The sequence below is a fragment of the Erwinia sp. S38 genome (assembly GCF_016624545.1).
Classification (GTDB): domain Bacteria; phylum Pseudomonadota; class Gammaproteobacteria; order Enterobacterales; family Enterobacteriaceae; genus Erwinia; species Erwinia coffeiphila.
Window position 1 is genome coordinate 56,825 of the sequence record NZ_JACVTS010000022.1, and the last position, 23,233, is coordinate 80,057.

General features: G+C 57.8%; 20 protein-coding genes. 9 read left to right on the forward strand and 11 right to left on the reverse strand.

Annotation, left to right across the window (positions count from 1 at the left end; all coding sequences use genetic code 11):
• Window positions 1-3: 3 nt before the first annotated feature.
• The 4 genes from IBT46_RS21065 to IBT46_RS27600 all read left to right on the forward strand — a co-directional run bounded on the left by IBT46_RS21065 (window position 4) and on the right by IBT46_RS27600 (window position 5,772).
• Entirely contained in the window at window positions 4-1,770 is a 1,767-nt protein-coding gene (locus IBT46_RS21065; protein ID WP_200547277.1) for an ABC transporter ATP-binding protein, read from the forward strand.
• A complete protein-coding gene (locus IBT46_RS21070; RefSeq protein WP_200547278.1) occupies window positions 1,767-3,485 on the forward strand; it encodes an ABC transporter ATP-binding protein in 1,719 nt (572 codons plus the stop codon). The genes IBT46_RS21065 and IBT46_RS21070 overlap by 4 nt, the downstream gene beginning before the upstream one ends.
• Window positions 3,486-3,616: 131 nt before the next feature.
• Complete coding sequence (locus IBT46_RS27595; protein WP_200547279.1) at window positions 3,617-4,924, forward strand: TonB-dependent receptor domain-containing protein; 1,308 nt, start codon at window positions 3,617-3,619, stop codon at window positions 4,922-4,924.
• Entirely contained in the window at window positions 4,882-5,772 is an 891-nt protein-coding gene (locus IBT46_RS27600) for a TonB-dependent receptor domain-containing protein (protein ID WP_200547280.1), read from the forward strand. The genes IBT46_RS27595 and IBT46_RS27600 overlap by 43 nt, the downstream gene beginning before the upstream one ends.
• 38 nt (window positions 5,773-5,810) lie before the next feature.
• On the opposite strand, the gene IBT46_RS21085 is transcribed toward IBT46_RS27600, so the two are convergent.
• From IBT46_RS21085 to IBT46_RS21095, 3 genes are read right to left on the reverse strand one after another with little or no spacing between them, the layout of a single operon-like run.
• Window positions 5,811-7,196 carry a glycerate kinase gene (locus tag IBT46_RS21085; RefSeq protein ID WP_200547281.1) on the reverse strand — a complete coding sequence of 462 codons (1,386 nt, stop codon included), beginning with the start codon at window positions 7,194-7,196 and terminating at the stop codon, window positions 5,811-5,813.
• A gap of 2 nt (window positions 7,197-7,198) precedes the next feature.
• Window positions 7,199-8,287 carry a tartrate dehydrogenase gene (locus IBT46_RS21090; protein WP_200547282.1) on the reverse strand — a complete coding sequence of 363 codons (1,089 nt, stop codon included), beginning with the start codon at window positions 8,285-8,287 and terminating at the stop codon, window positions 7,199-7,201.
• 20 nt (window positions 8,288-8,307) lie between these two features.
• The gene (locus IBT46_RS21095) at window positions 8,308-9,618 is read right to left on the reverse strand and encodes an MFS transporter (RefSeq protein ID WP_200547283.1); all 1,311 of its coding nucleotides are present in this window, start codon (window positions 9,616-9,618) and stop codon (window positions 8,308-8,310) included.
• 129 nt (window positions 9,619-9,747) lie between these two features.
• Here IBT46_RS21095 and IBT46_RS21100 point away from each other — a divergent pair, with 129 nt between their 5' ends.
• Window positions 9,748-10,656 carry a LysR family transcriptional regulator gene (locus IBT46_RS21100; RefSeq protein WP_200547284.1) on the forward strand — a complete coding sequence of 303 codons (909 nt, stop codon included), beginning with the start codon at window positions 9,748-9,750 and terminating at the stop codon, window positions 10,654-10,656.
• 33 nt (window positions 10,657-10,689) lie between these two features.
• Here the strand turns inward: IBT46_RS21100 and IBT46_RS21105 are convergent, their stop codons facing one another.
• Window positions 10,690-10,971 carry a type II toxin-antitoxin system RelE/ParE family toxin gene (locus IBT46_RS21105; RefSeq protein ID WP_200547285.1) on the reverse strand — a complete coding sequence of 94 codons (282 nt, stop codon included), beginning with the start codon at window positions 10,969-10,971 and terminating at the stop codon, window positions 10,690-10,692.
• Window positions 10,964-11,206 carry a type II toxin-antitoxin system ParD family antitoxin gene (locus tag IBT46_RS21110; RefSeq protein ID WP_200547286.1) on the reverse strand — a complete coding sequence of 81 codons (243 nt, stop codon included), beginning with the start codon at window positions 11,204-11,206 and terminating at the stop codon, window positions 10,964-10,966. Before IBT46_RS21110 ends, IBT46_RS21105 begins: the two co-directional genes overlap by 8 nt.
• A gap of 297 nt (window positions 11,207-11,503) precedes the next feature.
• On the opposite strand from IBT46_RS21110, the gene IBT46_RS21115 reads away from it, so the two are divergent.
• Complete coding sequence (locus IBT46_RS21115) at window positions 11,504-12,379, forward strand: AraC family transcriptional regulator (RefSeq protein ID WP_200547287.1); 876 nt, start codon at window positions 11,504-11,506, stop codon at window positions 12,377-12,379.
• A 49-nt stretch (window positions 12,380-12,428) separates the two neighbouring features.
• Here IBT46_RS21115 and IBT46_RS21120 read toward each other — a convergent pair whose 3' ends face one another.
• Together IBT46_RS21120 and iolG are read right to left on the reverse strand one after the other, a co-directional pair.
• Window positions 12,429-13,388, reverse strand: coding sequence for a sugar phosphate isomerase/epimerase (locus IBT46_RS21120; RefSeq protein WP_200547288.1), 960 nt, complete (start codon window positions 13,386-13,388; stop codon window positions 12,429-12,431).
• A 3-nt stretch (window positions 13,389-13,391) separates the two neighbouring features.
• Complete coding sequence (iolG, locus tag IBT46_RS21125) at window positions 13,392-14,393, reverse strand: inositol 2-dehydrogenase (protein WP_200547289.1); 1,002 nt, start codon at window positions 14,391-14,393, stop codon at window positions 13,392-13,394.
• Between the two features lie 664 nt (window positions 14,394-15,057).
• Here iolG and IBT46_RS21130 point away from each other — a divergent pair.
• Both IBT46_RS21130 and IBT46_RS21135 read left to right on the forward strand, forming a co-directional pair.
• Window positions 15,058-16,491: a sugar porter family MFS transporter gene (locus IBT46_RS21130; RefSeq protein WP_200547290.1), complete on the forward strand. Its 1,434-nt coding sequence runs from the start codon at window positions 15,058-15,060 to the stop codon at window positions 16,489-16,491.
• A 123-nt stretch (window positions 16,492-16,614) separates the two neighbouring features.
• Window positions 16,615-17,202 carry a TetR/AcrR family transcriptional regulator gene (locus IBT46_RS21135; protein WP_105591922.1) on the forward strand — a complete coding sequence of 196 codons (588 nt, stop codon included), beginning with the start codon at window positions 16,615-16,617 and terminating at the stop codon, window positions 17,200-17,202.
• 22 nt (window positions 17,203-17,224) lie between these two features.
• On the opposite strand, the gene IBT46_RS21140 is transcribed toward IBT46_RS21135, so the two are convergent.
• From IBT46_RS21140 to IBT46_RS21150, 3 genes are read right to left on the reverse strand one after another with little or no spacing between them, the layout of a single operon-like run.
• Window positions 17,225-18,709, reverse strand: coding sequence for an FGGY family carbohydrate kinase (locus tag IBT46_RS21140; protein WP_200547291.1), 1,485 nt, complete (start codon window positions 18,707-18,709; stop codon window positions 17,225-17,227).
• Window positions 18,706-19,656 (reverse strand): transketolase family protein, encoded by a 951-nt coding sequence (locus IBT46_RS21145; protein ID WP_200547292.1) that lies wholly within the window; start codon window positions 19,654-19,656, stop codon window positions 18,706-18,708. Before IBT46_RS21145 ends, IBT46_RS21140 begins: the two co-directional genes overlap by 4 nt.
• On the reverse strand, window positions 19,649-20,479 hold the full coding sequence (locus IBT46_RS21150) for a transketolase (RefSeq protein ID WP_200547293.1): 831 nt from the start codon (window positions 20,477-20,479) through the stop codon (window positions 19,649-19,651). Before IBT46_RS21150 ends, IBT46_RS21145 begins: the two co-directional genes overlap by 8 nt.
• Window positions 20,480-20,790: 311 nt before the next feature.
• On the opposite strand from IBT46_RS21150, the gene IBT46_RS21155 reads away from it, so the two are divergent.
• Window positions 20,791-21,741, forward strand: coding sequence for a sugar-binding transcriptional regulator (locus tag IBT46_RS21155; protein ID WP_200547294.1), 951 nt, complete (start codon window positions 20,791-20,793; stop codon window positions 21,739-21,741).
• Here the strand turns inward: IBT46_RS21155 and IBT46_RS21160 are convergent.
• Window positions 21,738-23,228: a DUF5605 domain-containing protein gene (locus tag IBT46_RS21160; protein ID WP_200547295.1), complete on the reverse strand. Its 1,491-nt coding sequence runs from the start codon at window positions 23,226-23,228 to the stop codon at window positions 21,738-21,740. The genes IBT46_RS21155 and IBT46_RS21160 overlap by 4 nt on opposite strands.
• Window positions 23,229-23,233 lie beyond the last annotated feature (5 nt).

Here is a 23,233-nt window from a genome sequence, read left to right on the forward strand (position 1 = left end):
ATCATGCAACTCCTTGGAGAACCGGGCAGGCTGGCATCCCGCGTGCCGGACGTCGCGCGAATGCTGCGCTTGTCGCTGGTATACGGTGCAGCGGCAGGCGGATTACATGTTTTTGCTGTTGCCCTGCTGGTATGGATGGCCGCACCGCTGATTGTGGCGCAACCCGCCCCGATGCTTACGTTGTTGGGACTGACTGGCAGCGGCTTTACCCTGCTACTGGCTTTTTTTTTACGTCAGCGCGCCGAAGAACTGGCCCATGAGGGCAGTTATCGGCTGGAGGTGGCGCTTCGTCAGCAGCTGGTTGAGAAATTGAGCCGGGTTCCGCTGGGCGTTGTGCAGTCCTGGGGAAGCGGACGCCTGCGTAAAATTCTGCTGGATGATGTAAAGGCATTGCACATTGCGATTGCCGATGCTGCGCCTTTTATCGGCGGTAGCCTCAGCCAGCCGCTCGCTGCGCTGCTGCTGCTGACCCTGGTGCAGTGGAAGCTGGCACTGGCTGCGATCCTGATGCTGCCGATCAGTCTGATCTGCATGACGCTGATGGCCCGTGCAACTCCTCAGCAGCGCGAGGCCTATAATCAGGCCGCCGAAGAGGTGAATGCCGGGGTGATTGAGCTGGTACAGGGTATGGCGGTGATGCGAACGTTTGATAACGGAGCCGCAGGCTGGCAGCGTTTCACTCTTCGTCTTCAGGTATTTACCGTTGCCGTTGCGGCCTGGATGGGGCGCAGCGAAACGCCGTGGAAACTGAACCGGCTCGTCAGCGCGGCGCTGCCCACGGCAGCCGTCATTCTGCTGGTGGGGAGCGTGCTGATAGCAAACGGACAAATCACGCTGGCGCAGTGGCTGCTGGCGCTCACGCTCGGTACGCTGCCCGTCAAAGCGCTGGAGCCACTGGTGCATCTGGCCAATTATCTCAACGATGCCGCCGCCGCCACCCGGCGAATTACCGACATCCTTGCCCAGCCCGAGCTGGAGGAGGCGGCCATGCCGCAGTCGCCAAAGGGGCATCAGCTGTGCCTTGAAAGCGTCAGCTTTCGCTATCCCGGGCAGACAAACTGGGCGCTGCGCGACATCACGTTAACGCTCGAACCGGGGATGCGCTGTGCCATTGTCGGGGCGTCCGGCTCGGGGAAATCCACGCTGGCTCGCTTGATTCCCCGCTTTTACGACGTTGAAGCGGGGAGTATCCGTCTGGGCGGCTGCGATATTCGTCAGATTCGCGGCGAGTCGCTGTTGCAACGAATGGCGCTGGTGCTGCAGGAGCCATTTTTAATTTCCGGCTCGCTGGAAGATAACCTCCGTCTGGCCAGCCCGGGAGCCAGCGATGCCGCGCTAAAGGCGGTCATGGCGGCGACGGGCGTGGACGACATTGCTGCGGGGCTGCCGCAGGGGCTGCAAACGCCCGTAGCTGAGCGCGGCAGCTCGTTTTCCGGCGGGCAGCGGCAGCGTATTACCCTGGCTCGCGCGCTGCTGGCGGATGCGCCGCTGCTGCTGCTGGACGAGGCCACATCGTATCTTGATGCTCACAGCGATCGGTTGATCCAGCAGGCGCTTGGCAGGCTGGCCGCCGATCGGACGCTCATTGTGATCGCCCATCGCCTGCACAGCGTGGTGGATGCCGATCTGATCGTGATGATGCATGAAGGCAGACTGGTCGAGCAGGGAACGCATCAGCAACTGCTGAAGCGGGACGGCTATTACGCACGGCTGTGGGAGCACCATCTTAAGGCCAGCAGTTGGACGCTACAGCGGGAGAATACGGCATGATGCGCCTTTATCGAATGATGATTTCCGTCGCCGGAGAGTTTGCCGGAGCGTTACGCCGCACGCTGTTCTGCTCCGCTGTCGCAGCGCTGATGCAGGCCGCTGGCTGGGCAATCGCGCTGCCGCTGTTTCAACGGGTGCTGGCGCCCGGGCCGCTGGTTTTGGGCAGTATGCTGCCCTGGCTGGCGGGCCTGCTGGGTTTGATGGTCGCCGAAGGCGTTTTGCGCTGGCGTGAGGCGGACTTTATCTATCGCTACTGGCATCGGGTGACCGAAGCCATGCGGCTGAGGCTGGCACGGCGGCTGCGTGCCATGCCGCTGGAACGGCTGGCGCAGCGCAAAAGCGGCGATCTGGCGACGATCCTCGGCAACAATGTGACCTTTGCTGCCACGGCTATCTCCTCTCTTGCCACGCTGGCCGTGCAGTTGCTGATCGTGCCCGCCGCGTTACTGCTGTTAATTTTTGTTCTCGACTGGCGGCTGGGAGGGGTACTGGCGATCGGCGCACTGCTCATTGTGCCGGTGATGCGCCAGGCGAGACGACGGGCAAATAATGATTTTCAGCGCATTGATCGTGCCGACGCGCAGGCCAGTGCGGCCATCGTTGAATATGTGCAGGGCCAGGCCATGCTGCGTGCAAGCGGACGCTCGGGGACCTCCGCTCCCTGCCTGGAGCAGGTATTTCACCGCCAGCACGAAGCGCAGCACCAGGCGGGAGGTACCGTGCGGTATATCGCCCATGCTCAGTTGCTGATGCAGTTGACCATGCTGGCGACCGTCGCGCTGGGGCTGATGTTGTACAGTGAGGGCGAGCTGCCGCTAGCCTCTTTGCTGTGTCTGATTCTGCTGGTGGTTCAGATGGTTGAACCGCTGACTCTCGGTCTGTCGATGGTGCGCCTTTTCGAGCTGGCGGATGCATCGTTACAGCGCATCAACGTGCTGCTGGCCGAAGCGGATCTGATAACACAGGTTCCGCAACAGCAGCCTGAGGGGTTCGATTTCAGCCTGGAAAATGTCAGTTTTCGCTATGAAAATCAGACAGCCTGGGCGGTAAACAACCTTACCCTGTCGATTCCTGAAAAATCACTGACGGCGCTGGTGGGGCCATCCGGTGGCGGAAAAACCACCCTGACCCGACTGCTGAGTCGTTTTGCCGACCCGCAGCAGGGCGGTATCCGGCTGGGCGGGGCCGATCTTCGGCATTTACCGCCGGAAAGCCTGCTCAGCAGCGTTGCCGTGGTATTTCAGGATGTCTGGCTGATGGATGACAGCCTGGCCAGTAATATCGCGCTGGGTAAACCCGGAGCCACGCTGGCTGAGGTAGAAGACGCAGCGCGGAAAGCCCACATTCATCATGTTATTTCGCGCCTGCCGCAGGGCTATGACACCCGCGCAGGTGAGGCAGGCAGCGCGCTGTCCGGCGGCGAGCGGCAGCGTATTGCGATTGCCCGCGCCATTCTCAAAGATGCGCCGGTCGTTCTGCTGGATGAACCGACGGCTTCGCTGGACAGTGAATCGGAATATCAGGTGCAAAAAGCCATCGAGGCGCTGGTGGCGGATAAAACGGTGGTGATTGTGGCTCACCGGCTTTCAACCATTCGGGCGGCGGATCGTATTGCGTATATTGCCAACGGCGGGTGCCTGGAGCTGGGCAGCCATGAACAGCTGATGGCTCACCCTGAAGGCCATTATCGTCAGTTGGTGATGGCTCAACGTTGAGCCATCACCCGTGAGGAGGTGCTGTTCCACGGTCATTGTCATCATATTAAGAAAAATCTGTGCTCTGTATTTGTAATGATATAACATTACAAATGATTCTCATTATACTTAACAGGGAGCACAGGGATTTAATGAATACGATGATGCGGAAAAGGGTCCGTCTTTCTCCACTTAGCCTGGCGTTACTGCCTCTGCTGTGGGCGAACATAGCCCAGGGCGAAGAGACGCTGAACGTGGTGGCGCAGGAGCAAAACACGGAAAACGGGCTGCTGGCGACGAGCAGTAACAGCGCCACGAAAACCGATACCCCGCTGCTGGAAACGCCGCAGTCGGTATCGGTGATTACCCGCCAGCAGATGGACACGCAGAATGTTCGCTCGCTGAATGAAGCTCTGCGCTACACCCCCGGCGTGGCGGCGGAACAGTGGGGCGGGGTCAGCGCTTTCGATCAGTTCTCCATTCGTGGTTTCAACTATGGCTCGACGGGCTTTAACGATCAGTTTCTTGACGGTCTGCGGATGAACAACGGGCTGGTTTACGGCTTCCAGCAGGTCGATCCCTCACTGCTGGAGGAGATTACGGTACTGCGCGGTCCGGCATCGGTCCTGTACGGGCTGGCGAATCCCGGCGGCATTATCGCTTCGCAGAGTAAATTACCGGTTGCCCGCGAGATCCGCCACGTTGAGCTGGAGGCGGGTAACCATCAGTACCAGCGCGGATCGTTCGACCTCGGCGGTAAAGTCACGGACGACGGTAGCGTGCTGTATCGGCTGGCGGGTACGGCAACCACACGTGAAGGGCAGGAGCGCGGTACGGAAATGCGCCGCTGGGCGATTGCCCCGTCGATGACGTTCCAGCCTGATTATTATAATAAATTCACCCTCTATGCCCGTGCGCAGAACGATCCGAAAATGGGCGCGCAGACCTCGCTGCCGGTCGCGGGAACGGCACACGATAACCCCAATGGCAAACTCCCCACGGATGCCTATCCGGGAGAACCGGATCACAATACCTTCTCACGCAAGCAGGCCGCAGTGGGTTACAGCGTGGACCATTTCTTTAATGATGACTGGTCAACCACGCTTAACGGGCGCTACACCAGCGTAACGTCCAACTATAATGCGGTTATTTTCGCCGGGCTGGAGGCCGACCAGCGCACCATCGATCGTGCCATCGCCGCCTCTGATGAACACTTCAATACGCTTAATTTTGATAACCAGCTGCACGGTAAATTCGCCACCGGCGAGGTGGATCATCAGCTGATGCTGGGCATGAGCTGGGATCGTTTCACCGGCCATGCTAACTATGCGTCCGGTGGCGTATCCTCAATCGACATCTTCAATCCTGACTATGGGCAGGCCGTCTATGGCGAGCTGGGGATTATCAGAATAACCGCGTGCAGAACACGCAAACCGGGATCTACCTGCAGGATCAGCTGAGCTACGGCCAGTGGCGCGCCACGCTGGGTGCCAGACATGACTGGTCGAGTATCAGTACCGTTGATAATTTACCTAATGGGCAGGATTTTAAGCAGCGCGATGAAGCAACCACGCTGCGTGCCGGGCTGAACTATCTGTTTGATAACGGCGTTGCGCCTTACTTCACCTGGGCGCAGTCCTTCCAGCCGACCAACCAGCTGGACAGCAGCAGTAAACCTTTCGATCCCTCCCGGGGAGAACTGTATGAAGCGGGCGTTAAATATCAGCCGAAATCACTACCGGCACTGTTCACGCTGGCCGTCTTTAATCTGACTCAGGATAAGGTACTGACCACCGATCCGAACAATACGGCATATTACGTACAGGGCGGAAAAATACGCTCTCGCGGCGTGGAGCTGGAAGCCCGTGGCCAGCTGAGCGAACAGTTCAGCGTGATCGGGGCCATGACCTGGCAGGATGTGCAGTATGTTCAGGACAGCAACCCGGATGTGGTCGGCAGAAAACCGCTGCGCGTGCCGGGCCGCTTTGGCTCACTCTGGCTGAACTGGCAGGCCGCGGAAGCCAGCGCTGTCGCCGGGCTGGGTGCCGGCATCGGAGGCCGGTTCAGCAACGGCACGAAAGGTGGAACGATGGAAAATCAGTTCGATACGGCGGGATATGGCGTGATAGATGCTGAGATCCATTACGATTTGGGACATCTGGCCACCGATCTTAAAGGGGGCAAAGTGCAGGTGACCGCCCATAATCTGACCGACCGCCAGTACGTTACCAGCTGCTTTACCGACTCGCAGGGCTGCTTCTACGGTGCAGAACGCGCCGTGATGGCGAAACTTTCCTGGGACTTCTGATAATACAGCCCTTCCCGACGGGAAGGGCTGTTCCGGCTTCAGGCAATCAGAATCACGCGGATGTCGTTGACGTTGGTCAGCGTCGGGCCGGTGATCAGTAGATCGCCGGTGGCGTGGAAGTAGCTGTAGCTGTCGTGGGCATCCAGATAGTCAGCGGCATTCAGCCCGCACGCCCGGCCCCGCGCCAGCGTGTCGGGGCTGATGATTGCCCCGGCGGCGTCTTCGGTGCCGTCAATGCCATCAGTGTCCCCGGCGATGGCCCAGATGCCGCTTTCCCCTTTTAACGCGCAGGCCAGGCTGAGCAGAAATTCGGTGTTGCGCCCGCCTTTCCCCGCCCGGCCATTGGCCACCGTCACCGTGGTTTCGCCCCCGGAGAGCAGTACCGCAGGGCCGGAAACCGGCTGCCCGTACTGCTTCACCGATTTGGCGATCCCGGCCATCACGATAGCGGCTTCGCGGCTCTCTCCTTCAATGGCATCACCGAGGATCAGCGGGGTTAAGCCCAGCCGCCGGGCGGCATCAGCGGCGGCGTTGAGCGCCATAGCCGGTGTGGCAACCAGCCTGACCTCGCTTATCGTCGCCGAATTATCGCGCAGCCTTGCTTCAACCCTCCTGTCGTCTACCTGAGAATAGCTCCGGGTGGCTTCAACGCTGCTGCTCGCTGGCGATCCGGGAAAAGTGGCCTCCGACAGAGGCGGGCTATGGCGTTCGCTGTCAGCCCGATCCCCAGCCTGCAGCACCTGACGCACCGCCTCAGGCACCGCAATACCGTAGCGCTCAAGTACCCTGAGCGCATCCGCAGGTTGGCTGCCGTCGGCCACCGTCGGGCCGGAGGCAACGTCCGCCGGATTGTCACCGGGAACGTCGCTGATAATCAGCGACACCACCCGGGCGGGATGGGCCATCGCCGCCAGCCTGCCGCCCTTCACGGCTGAGAGATGGCGACGCACCAGGTTCATCTCGCTGATGCTTGCTCCGCTGTGCAGCAGCGCCCGGGCGATCGCCTGCTTATCGCCGAGCGTCAGTCCCGGCAGCGGCAGCGCCATTAAGGCGGAACCGCCGCCGGAGATCAGCGCCAGCACCAAATCGTCGGAGGTCAGCCCGCGCAGGGATTCAACGATCTGTAATGCCGCCGTTTCGCTCATCGCGTCGGCCACCGGATGTGCCGCTTCGAGGATGCGAATGCGTCCTGCGGGAACGGCGTGGCCGTAGCGGGTGACCACCACGCCGCTGAGGTCGACATCCGGCCAGGCCGCATCGACCGCCGCTGCCATGGCCGCCGATGCCTTACCGGCACCGATCACCACGCAGCGCCCGCGCGGCTTATCCGGCAGTACGGGCGGGATTACCGGTCCGGGGCGGGCGCTGTCAACGGCCCGCATAAAGATCTGCCGCAGCGTCTCTGCGGCCTGTGGGTTATTCATTGTTATGCGCTCTCGGCGATGGGCGCTTTGGCGGTAATAAAGCCGACCAGCGCCCGGGTAACCTCGGCGGTGGTGGCGCTGCCGCCGACGTCCGGGGTCAGAATGCCTTTAGAACAGACGTATTCGATACCCTCCATCACTAGAGCGGCGGCCTCGCGTTCGCCCAGGTGTTCCAGCATCTGCACGGCGGTCCAGAAGCTGGCGACCGGGTTGGCGATGCCCTTGCCGGTGATATCGAATGCCGAGCCGTGAATCGGTTCAAACATCGACGGGAAGCGGCGCTGCGGATCGATATTGGCAGTCGGTGCCACGCCCAGACTGCCCGCCAGCGCCCCGGCCAGATCGGACAGAATATCGGCATGCAGGTTGGTGGCGACGATGGTATCCAGGCTCTGCGGGTGCAGCGTCATGCGGTGGGTCATCGCATCTACCAGCATCTTGTCCCAGCTGACGTCCGGGAATTCCTGCGCCACTTCGGCGGCGATTTCGTCCCACATCACCATTCCGTGCCGCTGGGCGTTAGACTTGGTCACCACCGTCAGCAGCTTGCGCGGGCGGGACTGCGCCAGGGTAAAGGCGTAGCGCATAATGCGGGTTACGCCGACGCGGGTGAAAATCGCCACTTCGGTGCCCACTTCTTCCGGCAGGCCGCGGTGCGCGCGGCCGCCGTTACCGGAGTATTCCCCTTCGGAGTTTTCACGCACGATCACCCAGTCCAGATCGCCCGGTCCGCAGTTGCGCAGCGGCGGCGTAATACCCGGCAGGATTTTGGTCGGGCGGACGTTTGCATACTGGTCAAAGCCCTGGCAGATCGGCAGCCGCAGCCCCCACAGGGTGATATGGTCCGGCACATCCGGCGCGCCGACCGCGCCAAAATAGATGGCGTCGAATTTCTTCAGCGTTTGCAGCCCGTCCTCCGGCATCATCACCCCGTGTTTTTTATAGTAATCTGAACCCCAGTCGAAGGTTTCAATAGCGAACCTGAGCTGCGGGTTTTGCTGTTCCAGCGCGCGAAGCACTTCAACACCGGCGGAAATCACTTCAGGGCCGATACCGTCGGCGGGAATGGCGGCAATAGCGTAGTTACGCATGTTGTTTCTCCAGTTTGATATCAGTGAGTACGGGGATGGGGGGCATCAGCGGCCTGCGCCTGCGGTTTTTTTGCCGACAGGATCAAAACGGTGATGGCCGAGATAGCCAGCAGTCCGGCGACAAAATAGAGTCCCCAGGTGTAGCTGCCGGTCTGCTGGCGGATCACGCCAATCATCATCGGGCCGACGAAGCCGCCGAGATTACCGATGGAGTTAATGGTGGCGATGCCTGCGGCTGCGGCCGGTCCGCTAAGGAACAGGGTGGGCATGCTCCACAATGGCGGCTTGGACGCGCTGATGCCCACGGTGACCAGCGTCAGGGCGAGGATCACCGCCAGCAGCGAGCTGACGTTACCGGCATAAATCAATCCGGCGGCGGCCAGCAGACAGGCGGCGATCACGTGCCAGCTGCGTTCGTTGGTGCGGTCGGAGTGGCGAGCCCAGAGGATCATGGCGATAACGCCGACCACCGCCGGAATGGCGTTGAGGAAGCCAAGCTCCAGCGACGATGCGCCAAAACTGTGAATAATCTGTGGCGACCAGATGCCCAGCGTGTACAGTCCCGCCGAGGTGCCGAAATAGACCAGCGCCAGGGCCAGCACGCGGCGATCGGTCAGGCCCCGCCAGGCGCTGCTGTGGCTCTGTTTCGCCGCCCGCGCCAGCTCTTCCTGCTGCATGGTGTTTTGCAGCCACTCGCGCTCTTCATCGGTCAGCCATTTCGCCTTCGCCGGGCGATCGGTCAGCCAGAACAGCACCACCACGCCCAGCACCACGGCGGGGATCGCTTCGAGCACAAACATCCACTGCCATCCGGCGTAGCCGAACAGGCCGTGCATCTCCAGCAGCGCGGCCGAAATCGGTGAGCCGAGCGCGGTGGAGAGCGGCGCGGCGGCCATAAAAATAGCGGTGACCTGGGCGCGTTTCGCCGCCGGGAACCAGTAACTGAGATAGAGAATGATGCCGGGGAAGAATCCGGCTTCGGCGACGCCAAGGAGGAAACGCAGCGTGTAGAAGCTGGTGGTGCCCTGCACGAAGGCCATGCAGCCCGATACCAGTCCCCAAGTGATCATCACGCGGGCTATCCAGATACGGGCACCGACTTTATGCAGGATCAAATTGGACGGCACTTCGAAAAGGAAATAACCGAGAAAGAAGATCCCTGCGCCAAGGCCAAATACCGTGGGCGAAAAACCTAAGTCCTGATTCATCGTTAATGCGGCAAAACCGATATTTACGCGATCGAGAAAAGCGATGAAGTAGAGCAGGATGATAAAGGGCACAATGCGCAACGTCACTTTACGCATTACCCTTTTTTCGAGGGACGTGTTCATAGATAAGTGCTCCGGATTGTGTAGGGGGTGTTATTATTTTGTAATCAAGTTCAGTATGCTGATTTGCCCGGGCAGATCATCAGGGCCGGATTATATAAAGTATTTGAATAATCTTTTGGCGAGGGAAAAGTGGATATAAATCAACTGCGTTGCTTTGTTGCCGTCGGCAAAGAGCTGCACTTTGGCCGGGCGGCCCAAAGAATGGAAATGATGCCTGCGTCACTTTCTCGCTTTATCAAACTGCTGGAAGAGGACCTCGGGGTTCGATTGCTGAATCGCTCAACGCGCAATGTTTCATTCACCGCAGAGGGCGCGATATTCTTTGACGAAGCGAATAATATTATTGAGCGGTTTGATGCGCTGGCGAGGCGATTTAAAGTCGGAATAAAAGACGATCGCCGAACGTTAAGGATCGGTGCAATGGATACCGCCGCCCGGGGATTAGTTCCGGCGCTGCTGAACTTATTTCTGGCGCAGCATCCCGATACCGATATTCATATTATTGAAGATAAAACTATTAACCTGCTGCCTAAATTAAAATCCGGCTGGCTGGATATGATCTTTATTCGTGCGCCGCAGACGCTGGATGCCTCTCTGGCGGTGCGCTTTATCACCCGCGAGCACTGCGTGCTGGCGGTGCCGGTCAGCCACCTGCTGGCGGCAAAAAGCAGCGTCTCGGTAGCGGATTTCAGCGAGGCAGCGATGATCGTCGCCGATCGTCGAACCCGCCCGCACAGCCACGACCTCACCATGAGCCTGTTCAAGCATGCCGGTCTGACGCCGCATATCGCGCAGTATGCCGAAGAGAAGCAGACCATTCTGAGCCTGGTCGCTGCCGGTCTGGGCCTGGCCGTGGTCCCGGCTTCCTATAGCAATATGAACGGTGACAAGGTGGCCTATATTCCGCTGATCATGGACGAACAGAGCAAGGGGCTGCCGCTCAGCGTGGCGTGGCAGAAGGGGAACGAGGATGAATATCTGCGGGATATGCTGCGGCTGCTGAATGAGCATAAAGGGGCGTTGACCGAGGGGCTGTAGACGACCTGCGGAGAAAGCATGTTAGTTTTCGGATTACAGATGGCTGGTGTGATTCATCTGCTGATGCAGGATACGTACGATCAATATGTCTGAATCCCGGATGGCATAAAAGATGCTATGTTTTTGAAATTCAATGCGCTTAATGTTCAGTACCGCCGGATAATCCCGGCCCATTTCAGGCATGCTGGCCAGAGTCTGAAAGAACGCTTCCAGCGTTTCGGTATAGCTGTCTGCCTGAGATTCGCCAAAATTTAACCAAGTATAATCATAGATATCGGTGAAATCTTCAGCCGCACGTTGGGTGAGTTTATACACGATGCTTTAACTTCCTTTGTTCTGCAATTTCCTTCAGCGTCAATTCACTTTCGCCGCTTTCCAGCCCGGCAACAACGGCCTGGCGGAGCAGTTCATCGCTCGCTTCTTGTTTTTCAAGCAGCCTTAATGCTGAACGCATTACTTCACTGGTGGAACCGTACCGACCACTCTCAATCAGGCGGTTGATAAATAATTCCAGCTGTTCACCGATTGTCACGCTGGTTGTTCTTGCCATAATGCCCCCTGTGTTAATTATTAACACAATAATAGAAATGCGTCGGGAGTACGTCAACCTTGAATTATCTCAGCCCTCTGTATCGCGTTTAACGCTGCCCTTCTGAGTGTGACCCTTATCACGTAAAAGCAATTTTTAACCATTAGTGATGTAACCCTGACTATCTAAATCAATCATTTCATCATCTTAGCGTGATACCTACCACAATTTCACGCCTTGCAACTTGTGCATATTCAGAGAAAATAAACCCGACCCTGCCAGCGCTACCCGCTGTGAAAATAATAATGTGAGGCTGTTATGCTGACCCACTGCCAGGATGACGTCACCGTCTATCCCGATTACGCCGCGCACACCGCGCCTAAACTGCTGTTTGTCTGTAAAACTCAGGGCGAAGAGTCCGCCATCCCGCGCGTTATGCATAAGCATGATGACCGGCTGGAAATCATGTTTGTGGCCAGAGGCAGCGGCCAGTATCTGATCGGCGGCCGCCAGTACCTTGCGCAGCAGGGTGATATCCTGATTTTTAACCAGGGCGTGGTTCACGATGAACGTCCCCACGTCAGCGAGGATTCGCTGATCTACAGCTGCGGCATCAGCAAGCTGCACATCGACGGGCTGCCTGAAAATCATCTGATTGGCCGCGATAAAAGCGCGGCGATCGCCGCAGGGGAACAAAGCCAGGTGCTGTGTGGCCTGTTTGATGCGCTTTGTGCGCAAATTTTTAATAATGAGCGCCACCACGGGGTGGTCACGCATCACCTGCTGAGTGCGATTGTGGTTATCTGTCGCAATATTTGCCTGGCGCGCCATGAACAGCTGGAAAAAACCGATGCCTCGCTGGGGTTGTCGATTAAGCAGTTTATTGATGAGCACTATAAAGAGCCGATTAATCTGGAGTCGATTATGGCGGCGTCCGGGATCACCCGCTTCTACCTGATCCACCTGTTCAAGAAGTTCTCCGGCTACACCCCCAAGCAGTACCTGATCCGGCGTCGGGTGGGGGAAGCGCAGTCGCTGCTGGTGAACACCGATATGGACGTTACCACCATCGCCAGTGAAGTGGGCTATGAGAGCGTTAACAACTTCCATCGGGTATTTAAAATGGTGGTCGGTATTCCACCGACGCAGTACAAAAAGCTGTGGATGGAGGGGATTCAGGTAAAGGCGGGATAACGAGAAAGCCCGCCGGATGGCGGGCTTGAGTCTCGTTGCTGTCTGTGGATCAGATAGCCGGTAAAACGTAGTCGGATTTCTCAATGGTTGCCGTGCGCTTCAGCAGATTCACCGATTTGATCACGCCTTCCATCCGCGACAGATTCATATCTTCATGCTCGATACTCAGGGTCAGATCCGGGCTGGCAAAATGCGCCAGATGGTAGCAGAAGGCATTCCACCACGGTTCCGTCTGGCCGTAGCCCAGCGTCACGTAGGACCAGCTGCGTTCGCGGCTCTGCGTCATCGGGCGATTATCCAGCGCCGTGGCGGTGGCGCGGTTAACCGTGTCGATAAAGGTATCTTTGGCGTGAACGTGATAGATCATGCTGCCCGCCTGGCGAATAAACGCCAGCGGATCGCCGCCCATCCACATGATGTGGCTTGGGTCGAAGTTCAGACCCACCACGTCCCCGGTAATCTCGCGCAGCTGCAGGAAGGTTGGCAAATTGTACGCCAGCTGCTGGCCGTGCAGTTCAATGCAGATTTTCACCCCGTAGGTGCGCGCCGCCTCGGCGGTTTTGCGCCAGTAGCCTTCGGCCACTTCCCACTGATGCTTCAGGATGGTCTGCGTTTCCGGTGGCCATGAAGTGACAATCCAGTTGGGATAGCTGTCGCCCGGCGCGCCCGGCAGGCCGGACATGGTGATCACGTTTTCCACGCCCAGCAGGTTAGCCAGCTCCAGGGTTTTATACAGGCAGTCGGAGTGGATCTTGCCGGTTTCACCCGGATGCATCGGGTTGCCGTTAGCGTTTAGCGCGGAGAGCGTCAGCCCGTTATCGTCCAGCTTGCTCTTCAGTTCCGCCCGGGCGTAGGTGCTGGAAAGCAGTTTTTCCAGGTTGAGGTGTGGGGCCGTTGACCAGTTGCCGGTGGCGAACTCGATGCAGTCCAGCTTCAGTTCGGCCGCGGTTTTGATCACCTCATCCACCGGGAGGTGGGCGAGGCTGTCAGAGACTAATCCGATTTTCATCTTTTATCCCTCCAGGTTAACGCTAACGACTTTCTGCGTTTTAAACGATTCGATCGCCGCTTCGGCCAGCAGCAGCGCGCGCAGCCCGTCGTCCGCGTTGGTGGGTACCGGACGATTGTCTTTCAGCGCGGAAACAAAGGCTTTCCACTGCTCGCTGAACGCTTCCTGATAGCGCTCAAGGAAGAAGTGCAGCGGCTTCTGTGCCTGTGCGCCGAACTCTTCAGTCACCTTCACCAGCGTGGTGGTCGGCACGTTGTGAACGTACAGGCAGCCTTTCTGGCCGTGCGCCTCAATGCGCTGGTCGTAGCCATAGCCTGAACGGCGGCTGTTGTTAATCACCGCAATCTTGCCGGAGGCGGTTTGCAGGGTGATCACCGCCGTATCAACATCCCCGGCCGCTTTGACCGTCGGGCTGACCAGCGCGGAGGCGATGGCCGATACCGATACCGGCTCTTCGCCAAGCTGGAAGCGCGCCATATCGAAATCGTGAATGGTCATATCGCGGAACATCCCGCCGGAAACCAGCAGGTAGTCGTCCGGCAGCGGCGACGGATCGCGCGAACAGATTTGCAGGTGTTCCAGTTCGCCAATCTCGCCGCCGCGCAGGGCGCGGTTAAGGTGGGCGTGGTTTGGATCGAAACGGCGGTTAAAGCCAATCATAAACGGCACGCCGAGCGCTTTGATTTCAGCCACGCAGGACTTCACGCGCTCAATATTCAGGTCGATCGGCTTCTCGCAGAAAATCGCCTTGCTGGCGCGGGCGGCCTGCAGGGAAAAACCGGCATGCGTATCGGTGGAGGTGGCAACCAGCACCACGTCAACCTGCGGGTCGGCAATCGCTTCATCTGCTGAGAGTACGCGTGCGGCATACTTTTCGGCGAGGGTTGACGCCGCCTCGGCGTAAATATCCGATACGGAATAAAGTGTGGTATCCGGATGGTCATGAATATGGCGAGCGTGAACCTGAGCAATGCGCCCGGCACCTAATAAAGCAACTTTTAGCATGTTAAACCTCAGCAGAATGAAATTAAGTGCAAAAACGTTTGCCCGTAGAGCAACTTTTAATAGTGAGAGAAAGAACGGCAGCCAATGGCATTTATTCTTCCCTCATGCACAGGGCCAAGAATATATCCGTGGATTTTACGTTTCAATATGTTTTAACGTGGAGTTTTTATTTTGTTATGGCGGTAACATTTCTTACGGGGTGCGAAAAATTGCTGTGAGATAACCTGTTGTTGTATATATATAAAATAATCATGCTGTCGTAAATTTGCCCTAAATCCATGGCCAAATTAGTGTTAAATTGGCGTTTCAATGAGACAATCACTGTAAGGTAAATGTTTATTTTTAGATCCTGAAATCAATGTGTTTATCTATAAACTGAATTAAAATCATCATCTTGTGTTTATAATGGTTTTGGCGGTTTTTTGTGCGCAATGCCGATCTTTGTGAAAGACCTCACAGCTCTTCACTGCTTTCTGCCGCAGAGCAATTTCTATCATTGGAATATAAATTTCATTCGTGATTAATAATAGAACAAACGGCGTGGGGTGTGCGGCGTTTAAAAAATGACTGATTAACGTTGGTATTTGTACCTGAAAACAGGCAGCCATTAATAAACTCAATACGCTGCCTGACATTATCTGACTACCAGGATGAGATAATCACGATGGAAGAAAAACTGGCTCGACAGAATATAGCCACGCAGGATCAATCCTCCGGGAAAAATATAAAACGCATTACGCTGGTGTCGACGATTGGCGGTTTGTGTTTTGGCTATGATACCGGGGTGATCTCCGGCGCATTACTGTTTATGAACCGCGATCTGGGGCTGAGCCCGGCCGCAGAAGGGTTTATTACTTCTTCGCTGCTGTTCGGTGCGGCGTTTGGTTCCTTGTTCGGCGGCATGCTGTCGGACCGCCAGGGACGCAGGAAAAATCTGCTGTGGGTGGCGATTATCTTTATCTTCGGCGCGCTGGCAACGGCGGTAGCCTGGGACGTTCCCTCCATGCTGGCGGCGCGCTTTATCCTCGGTCTGGCCGTAGGCTGCGCCTCGGTGACCGTGCCGGTCTATATTGCTGAACTGGCCCCGGCCAACCAGCGAGAACGGCTGGTGACGGTGAACGAGCTGATGATTGTCACCGGCCAGTTTCTGGCCTACTCGGTCAACGCCGGGATCGTCAACGCCTATCCCGAACTGAGCCACAACTGGCGCATTATGCTGGCTATCCCGGCGATCCCCGGCGTGCTGCTGTGGTTCGGGATGATGATGATGCCGGAGTCGCCGCGGTTCTTCCTGCAGCGCGGCAAAGAAAAAGAGGCGCGCAGGGTACTGTCGATGGTGCGCCAGCCGGAAGAGGTGGAGAAAGAGATTGCCGATATCCGCCAGATTATCGCGCTGGATGCCAGTGGTCCGAGCATTCGCGAAGAGCTGAGCAAGAAATGGGTGATTAAGCTGATCCTGATTGGCCTGATGATCGTACTGGCAACCCGCGTTACCGGGGTTAATACCATCATGTACTATGCGCCGAGCGTGCTGAAATCCACCGGCTTAGGCGATGCCGCCGCCGTTACCGCCGCCGTCGCCAACGGGCTGATCTCGATCATCGCCACCGTGCTCGGCATGGCGATTATCGGCAAAATTCCCCGGCGTAAAATGTTCCTCAGCGGCCAGATCGCCGTGACGCTGGTGCTGGTGATGATTGGCCTGGCCTTCAAGCTGTGCTTCCACTACGAAGATCATAACGGGGTGAGCGTTCTGCAGGGTAACTTTGCCGGTGCGAGCTACATCATTCTGGCACTGATGTCGCTGTTCCTGGTGTTTATGCAGGGCTGGATTGCCCCGGTATTCTGGCTGATGCTGTCTGAAATCTATCCGCTGCGCATTCGCGGGCTGGGGATGGGTATTGCGGTGTTTGGCCTGTTCGGCTTCGATTTTATTATCCAGTCGCTTTTCCCGATTATGCTTAACGCATGGGGTGGCGGCTCGACCTTCGGCGTGTTTGCCCTGTGTAACGTGGTGATGCTGGTGCTGCTGTTTAAATACCTGCCGGAAACACGCGGGCTGTCGCTGGAAGAGATTGAGAAGAAGTTCAGGGAGTAAACGAATCCCCTACAATTTACGCCAATAAACCCGGCCCCAGGCCGGGTTTTACCGTATGACATCTCTTAGGCAGGGAAACATAATTATGTTACTGTAATGAATGATTTTTGCCACGGAGCCTCCATGAAAAACGCGACCCCGCCCATGCGAAAAGGTGAAAAGACCCGGGAACGATTGCTGGCGGTTTCCGCAACGCTGTTTGCAGAAAAACAGTTTCACGGCACCCGTATCAGCGACATCGTCAAAGCCGCAGGCGTCACGCAGCCCAGTTTTTACAGCTATTTCCAGAGCAAAGAAGAAATCTACAGTCTGCTGATCGATAAGTTCGATCGCGAGCTGGAAGAGCTGGTGGCTTCGATGCTGATCGATGCCTCGCTGCCGAAGGAAAACGTGCTGGAAAACGTGTCCGCCAGCTTCCTGCGCTATCTTGAATTTTTCCACCGCAACCGCGAGCTGACGATGATCAGCCTTTTCCAGCAGCCGCAGGATCGGGAAACGCGCGATAAGCTGAAGCGCTGGATCGCCCGCAATATGCAGATTGAACAGCAGCGGGGTTTTTTCAGCCCGGATATTCCGGTGGAGATTATGGCGGACTGCTATCTCGGCGTGTTGCTGCAAACCATGCTGATTGCCACTGATGCGAAAGCGCTGCAACAAATCAGTGAGGAAAGAGGCCGCTTTATCTATGGCGGCCTGACGTTTCGGCGTTAACGTGGACTTCGGTTCGCCGGCTTCAGCCCGGCTGGAAGCGGCAGCGGGCGATAGCATCCCGCCAGCCTGCGTAACTCTGCACCATCGCTTCAGCCTGTTCCGGTCTCGGCACGATCACCGCACCGCCCTGTAGTGCGGCCAGGTCACGGCCATGCTGCCACCAGCCCAGTACTTTCCCCGCCATCACCGCCGCCCCTAATGCAGAAACTTCAGGCGTCGGTGCGCAGCGCAGCGGGCGTTGCAGCACATCTGCCTGTAGCTGCATCAGCCAGCGATTGGCGGTGGCGCTGCCGTCAACGTAAAGCTCCGGCAGGGTATGATCGCAGGCCTGCTCCATGGCGAAGAACACATCCGCTATCTGGAACACAATCGATTCCAGCGCCACCCGCGCCAGCGTTTCCGGCGTGGCCGCATCGGTCAGGCCGCAGATCAGTCCGCGAGCCTTCAGATCCCACCAGGGTGCACCCAGGCCGGACAGCGCGGGCACAAAGTAAATGCCCTGGTTCGATCCGGCCGTTTTCGCCATCTCGGTCAGGCGGGTTGGGCTGTCGATGCCCAGCATTTTTGAAACCCAGGCCGCCCCCGATCCCGTATGGGTGATGTTGCCTTCCAGCGCATAGCGCAGTGTACCGTCGTGCCAGGCCACCGTAGTGCTTAACCCGAACTCATTCTGTACCGGGCGTTCGGTGGACATCATCAGCGACGAACCGGTGCCGTAGGTGGCTTTGATGGTATCCACGCCCGGCCTGGCGCGCGCATACAGCGCGGCGTGAGAGTCACCAACGCGGGACAGCAGCGGCACGCCCGCAGGCAGCCCCGCAGCGGCATCGGCGACGGTTTCACCGCATGATTGCGCCGACGCGACGGTTTCGGGCAGGGCGGCGCGTGGGATATGGAACAGTTCCAGCAGCTCATCGTCCCAGTCTTTTTTCTCCAGGCTGTAGAGCTGAGTGCGGGCCGCGTTAGCATGGTCGGTGACGAACACCGCGCCGCCGCTCAGCCGCCAGCTCAGCCAGCTGTCGACGGTGCCGATACACAGTTCAACGTTCTGCGCGCGACGATAGCCGTCCGCGATGGATTGAAGCATGCCGGTCAGCTTGGCAGCGGGGAACATCGGGTCAACCGCCAGTCCGGTGAGGGCGGTAATTCTGGCGTTCTGGCCGCTTTCCTGCAGCTGCTGACAAAAGGCTTCAGAACGACGATCCTGCCAGCTGATCAGTGGCGTAACGGGTTCACCGGTTTTCCGATCCCAGATCAGCACCGACTCACGCTGATTGCTGATGGCAATGCCCGCCACCGGTGCACCGCTCAGGCGGATACACTCTTCGATGGCATCCTTCACCGCCCGCCATATCTGCCAGGGGTCCTGCTCGGACCAGCCCGGCTGCGGGTGAGACAGCGAAAGAGGGCGGCTGCTGCGTGCCACCACCTCGCCTTCACCGTTGACCGCCAGGACTTTGGCGTTGGTCGTGCCTTCATCAATCGCCAGTATCACCGGTGAGGTCATACATTTTCTCCGCGAATAAGATGCTGTGCCGTGCGGGCGATGCCCTGCGCATCAATACCCAGCCGGTCACGCGTTGCGGCGCGGTCGCCGGCGATCGCGTACTGCCCATCCGCCAGACCCAGCCGTTTCAGGCGAATGCCCAGACCGTGTTCCGCCAGCACTTCCGCCACCAGGCTGCCGACGCCGCCGTTAACGTTATGTTCTTCTGCTGATACCACGTAGGACACGTCTTTCAGCTGTTCAAACAGCGCCTGAGTATCGCACGGACGCACCGAAGAGATAGAAATCACTTTGGCAGAAATGCCCTGCCCGTTGAGTAACTCTGCCGCGCTGACCGCCTCATGCACCGTTGATCCCAGCGCCACCAGCGCTACGTCCGAACCCTCGCGGAGGGTATCGATTTTACCCGGCACAAAGGCGTAATCGTCGTCGTGCAGCACCGGCAGCGCTTTGCCATCCAGACGGATGTAAACCGGCCCGGTGTGGCGCAGGGCATAATCGATGATTTTACGGCATTCCACCGGACAGGACGGCGCGTAGATTTCAATGTTGCCAAAGCCGCGCATGATGGCGATATCGTCGGTACTGTGATGAGTGCTGGCCAGCGGGCCGTAGCTGGCACCGGCATTCAGCCCGAACAGCTTGACGTTGGTATTGTTATAGCAGACATCGACCTTCACCTGCTCGTTGGCGCGGGAAATCAGGAAGGGCGCGGCGTTACAGGTCACGGCGACTTTACCGCCCAGCGCCAGGCCTGCGGCGGTGCCGACCAGGGTCTGTTCGGCGATACCGACGTTAACCAGCCTGCCGGGGAACGCTTTAACAAACGGGCTAATTTTTGCCGTTGAGGTAGAGTCGGCCACCACCGGAACCAGATCGATTCCCTCATTCACGGCGTTGATAAAGGCGTCAACCATCACGCTAGCCAGGTGTTCTGCATTACTCATCGTTCAGTTCCTCCAGCGCCAGCGCGATCTCTTCGCCTTTTGGCACGCGGTGATGCCATTCCGGCTGCCCCTGGATAAACGAGATCCCGAAGCCTTTTTCCGTATTGGCGATAATAACCTGTGGTTTTCCGGCGGGCTTTAAGCCTTCCAGCGTATCCACAACGTCCTGCATATCGTTGCCCCGGCACTCGGTAACATCCAGTCCAAAGGCGCGCCATTTTTCCGCCAGCGGGTCGGTATTCAGGATGTCGCGCGTAGCACCGGCCAGCTGCAATTTATTTTTGTCGTTAATAATAATCAGGTTATCCAGCCCGTAATGGGCGGCAACCAGCGCGGCTTCCCAGTTACTGCCTTCGGCCAGTTCACCGTCCCCGGTGACCACAAAGATGCGGCGAGCGTGATTGCTCTTTTTCGCTGCCAGCGCCAGACCAACCGCAACCGGCAGGCCGTGGCCGAGTGCGCCGGTGTTCAGCTCAATACCCGGGGTTTTTTGCCGTACCGGATGGCCCGGCAGGCGTGAGTCCGCGTGCTGATAGGTTGGCAGCCACTCGGTCGGGAAGTAACCCGCCTCGGCGAGCACACAATAATAGCCGCCTACCGCATGCCCTTTGGACTGGATATAGATATCCCGATCCTCAGCGTCCGTGCGGTCCGGGGCGCAGTTCAGCACGCGGAAATAGAGCGCCGTCAGGATTTCAACCTGCGACAGGTCCGCACCGGTGTGCCCACCCGCCGGACTGTTGGCGTTCAGCTCAATGATACGGCGACGGACGGCGCGAGCCTTCTTCTGCAGTTCCGGTACATCATATCTGAAGGGATTCATCTGCTACTCCTGAATACTAATTCATGCATGAATAAATATTCATGCGGGGTAAAAATAAAGACCGTCGCGAGCGGTCGTTCAGTCTTGAAACCGTATTAACTGCAGTGCGCAGGTTTTTGCTTTACTGGCTTGAATATATATTCACTATTGATTTAATATTTATTATTATGACCTCAGTTACGCAGTCGAACTATCGGTTCAGCGAACAATTGAGATCGCGATCACAATTTAACCGCAGAAATTATCCGGTGTCACGGTGCTGACTTTAGCTTACGCTCTGCGCAGTAGGGATTGTTTAAATACGAGGCTTTATGATCAGGCAAAACGAAATCAGATTGATGGTAAAAATCGCCAACCTTTATTACAACGAAGGTTCCAAACAGGCTGAGATTGCCGCCGCGCTGAATCTTTCGCAGTCTTTTGTCTCCCGCATGCTGAATCGCAGCGTTCGCGAGGGGATTGTTAAAATCAGTGTGGTCCAGCCTGATAACGTCTTTCCGCAGCTTGAGCGCGGTATTGAGCAGCGCTACGGCATTCAGCAGGCGATCGTCGTTGATGTCGCCGAGGATGACGATGCGGCGCAGGTGCGCAAGGCCATCGGTGCCGCCGCCGCGCACTATCTGGAAACGCGGCTGCGCAACGGCGAGCTGGTCGGGATTTCGTCCTGGAGCAGTACCATCAGAGCGATGGTCAGTGAAATGCATCCGCAGACGGTCAAAGTTGATGGCGTGATCCAGCTGCTCGGCGGGGTAGGCGTGAACGGCAACGTGCAGGCCACCATTCTGACCCAGGACCTGGCAAACCGGCTCAGCTGCCGCGCGTGGCTGCTTCCGGCACAGTCGATTGAAGGTTCGGTGACCAGCCGCGATCTGCTGGCGGCCAGTAAGGACGTGAGCGAGGTGCTGCATAAGTTTAATGAAGTCACCACCGCCGTGGTCGGTATCGGCGATATGGAACCGTCGCAGCTGCTGCGCCATTCGGGAAATTACTATGATAAAACCATGCTGCTGTCGCTGACGGAAAAAGGCGCGGTCGGTGATATCTGCCTGCATTATTTCAACGCGGCGGGCCAGCCGGTGCTGAACGAAGATGACGATCCGGCGATTGGCATGACGCTGGCACAGCTGAAAGCCTGTCCGCACGCCATTGCGCTGGCGGGTGGACAGGAGAAGGTGACGGCGATTAAAGCGGCGCTGAGCGGCGGGTATCTTAACGTGCTGATTACCGACTACCCCACGGCGCGCGCGTTGATGGAAGATTAAACGGCGGTGATGCGCAGGGCGATACCGGGGCGGCCTGGCAGCGGCAGCCTGTCGCCGCTGCGCCATGTCCCAGTTACGCGCTCCACGGTCATGGCCCAGGCGTCGATAATCTCGACCATAAACTCTTTCCCTTCCGGCAGCATGGTCAGTAGCTTAAAGCCCGGCTGGCTGTCGCCGAACCACAGCAGCCAGTAGTCGTCGCCCATGTGACCGATGGTGACATCCCACTGCGAGTGGCTGCGGCCCTTCCACGGCGACAGGCGTTTTGCTTCGCCTTCTTCCAGGATGTTGCGCAGGAACGCAATACGTTCGGGGCTTTCTCCCTTGAGCTTTCCGCCGTGCGACCACCAGATAATTTCATCATCGCTCAGATAGCTTTCGCCGTGGGTGACGTAGCCACCGGCACAGACCCCTTCCCAGGTCAGGTTCAGCATCTTGCGGCCGCTGATATTGCCCCAGCCGCAGTCAACGTCCCCTTCATAGCGGCATTCATCAATGACGATCGGCTTGCTGAACTGCTCGCGCCAGCCGGGAACAAACCACAGATCGTGGTGCTGGATGCTGGCGTGGGTAATCAGCGGGTCAGTCTGATCGTACCAGTGGTCGTTACTGGTGTAATGAATCGGCGGGTTATGCCAGTTATGGATGGAGATAAGATGACCGTAGGGATCGTCCGCTGTAATCTGCTTAAACACGCCGTCCCAGAACGACAGGGGCTTTTTACGCAGTAAATCGAACTCGTTGGCCAGCGACCACCAGACGTTGCTGAAGCTGGAAAGACGCGCCACCAGATAGTCCACGTAGCGGCGATCCGTTTCAGCATCCATCTCCGCAAAGCCCCAGCGGTCGTAGGGATGGAAGATAATCAGGTCGGCTTCAATCCCGCGATCCTTCAGCGCGTCGATCTGGTTCTCCAACTGGTGGAAGAAGGCACAGTCGAAGCGTGAAAAATCAAACCCGTCGGTGATATTGCCCGGGAACGGGAACCGCTGCGGTTCTTTAAAGTTATAGGTGTAGTGTTTGGGGAACACGCACATTCTGATTTTATTGAACGGTGAAGCCGCCAGCGAGGCCAGCGTTTGCTCCTGCACCGCGTCCGACTGATAGTTCCAGACGTAGGCGGTGGTGCCGAACGGATACCAGGCTTTGCCGCTGGCGGTACGGAAGTGGAAAGTCTCATCCGTCTCAATCGGGCCAGTGGCCTCAGCCCCGGCTGGCGTGCAGTTTACGCTGCCGGTAATGCCGCTGAGGCTGGCGATATTACTCTCGGTTCGAAACGTCCAGATGCCTTCGCTCTGTGGCATAAAGCGCAGCAGGAAACGGCCGCCATCATCGTAAAACCCGCGCACTACCTTCTGGTCATCGCCGTTGCTGAAGGTGGCTGTTACCCATGACCGGGTGAAATGCGCCGGATCGTTTTCTGCTTTAAACACGAATTCGGCACGTGACCATTTCGCGATATTAAGTGTGGAAGGGGAAACTAACATCTCAG

Bases quoted from the DNA above. Each gene is read 5' to 3' on its own strand.
- IBT46_RS21065 (WP_200547277.1), top strand. From the start codon at position 4: ATGCAACTCCTTGGAGAACCGGGCAGGCTGGCATCCCGCGTGCCGGAC.
- IBT46_RS21070 (WP_200547278.1), top strand. From the start codon at position 1,767: ATGATGCGCCTTTATCGAATGATGATTTCCGTCGCCGGAGAGTTTGCC.
- IBT46_RS27595 (WP_200547279.1), top strand. From the start codon at position 3,617: ATGAATACGATGATGCGGAAAAGGGTCCGTCTTTCTCCACTTAGCCTG.
- IBT46_RS21085 (WP_200547281.1), bottom strand. From the start codon at position 7,196: ATGAATAACCCACAGGCCGCAGAGACGCTGCGGCAGATCTTTATGCGG.
- IBT46_RS21090 (WP_200547282.1), bottom strand. From the start codon at position 8,287: ATGCGTAACTACGCTATTGCCGCCATTCCCGCCGACGGTATCGGCCCT.
- IBT46_RS21095 (WP_200547283.1), bottom strand. From the start codon at position 9,618: ATGAACACGTCCCTCGAAAAAAGGGTAATGCGTAAAGTGACGTTGCGC.
- IBT46_RS21110 (WP_200547286.1), bottom strand. From the start codon at position 11,206: ATGGCAAGAACAACCAGCGTGACAATCGGTGAACAGCTGGAATTATTT.
- IBT46_RS21115 (WP_200547287.1), top strand. From the start codon at position 11,504: ATGCTGACCCACTGCCAGGATGACGTCACCGTCTATCCCGATTACGCC.
- IBT46_RS21120 (WP_200547288.1), bottom strand. From the start codon at position 13,388: ATGAAAATCGGATTAGTCTCTGACAGCCTCGCCCACCTCCCGGTGGAT.
- iolG (WP_200547289.1), bottom strand. From the start codon at position 14,393: ATGCTAAAAGTTGCTTTATTAGGTGCCGGGCGCATTGCTCAGGTTCAC.
- IBT46_RS21130 (WP_200547290.1), top strand. From the start codon at position 15,058: ATGGAAGAAAAACTGGCTCGACAGAATATAGCCACGCAGGATCAATCC.
- IBT46_RS21135 (WP_105591922.1), top strand. From the start codon at position 16,615: ATGAAAAACGCGACCCCGCCCATGCGAAAAGGTGAAAAGACCCGGGAA.
- IBT46_RS21140 (WP_200547291.1), bottom strand. From the start codon at position 18,709: ATGACCTCACCGGTGATACTGGCGATTGATGAAGGCACGACCAACGCC.
- IBT46_RS21145 (WP_200547292.1), bottom strand. From the start codon at position 19,656: ATGAGTAATGCAGAACACCTGGCTAGCGTGATGGTTGACGCCTTTATC.
- IBT46_RS21150 (WP_200547293.1), bottom strand. From the start codon at position 20,479: ATGAATCCCTTCAGATATGATGTACCGGAACTGCAGAAGAAGGCTCGC.
- IBT46_RS21155 (WP_200547294.1), top strand. From the start codon at position 20,791: ATGATCAGGCAAAACGAAATCAGATTGATGGTAAAAATCGCCAACCTT.
- IBT46_RS21160 (WP_200547295.1), bottom strand. From the start codon at position 23,228: ATGTTAGTTTCCCCTTCCACACTTAATATCGCGAAATGGTCACGTGCC.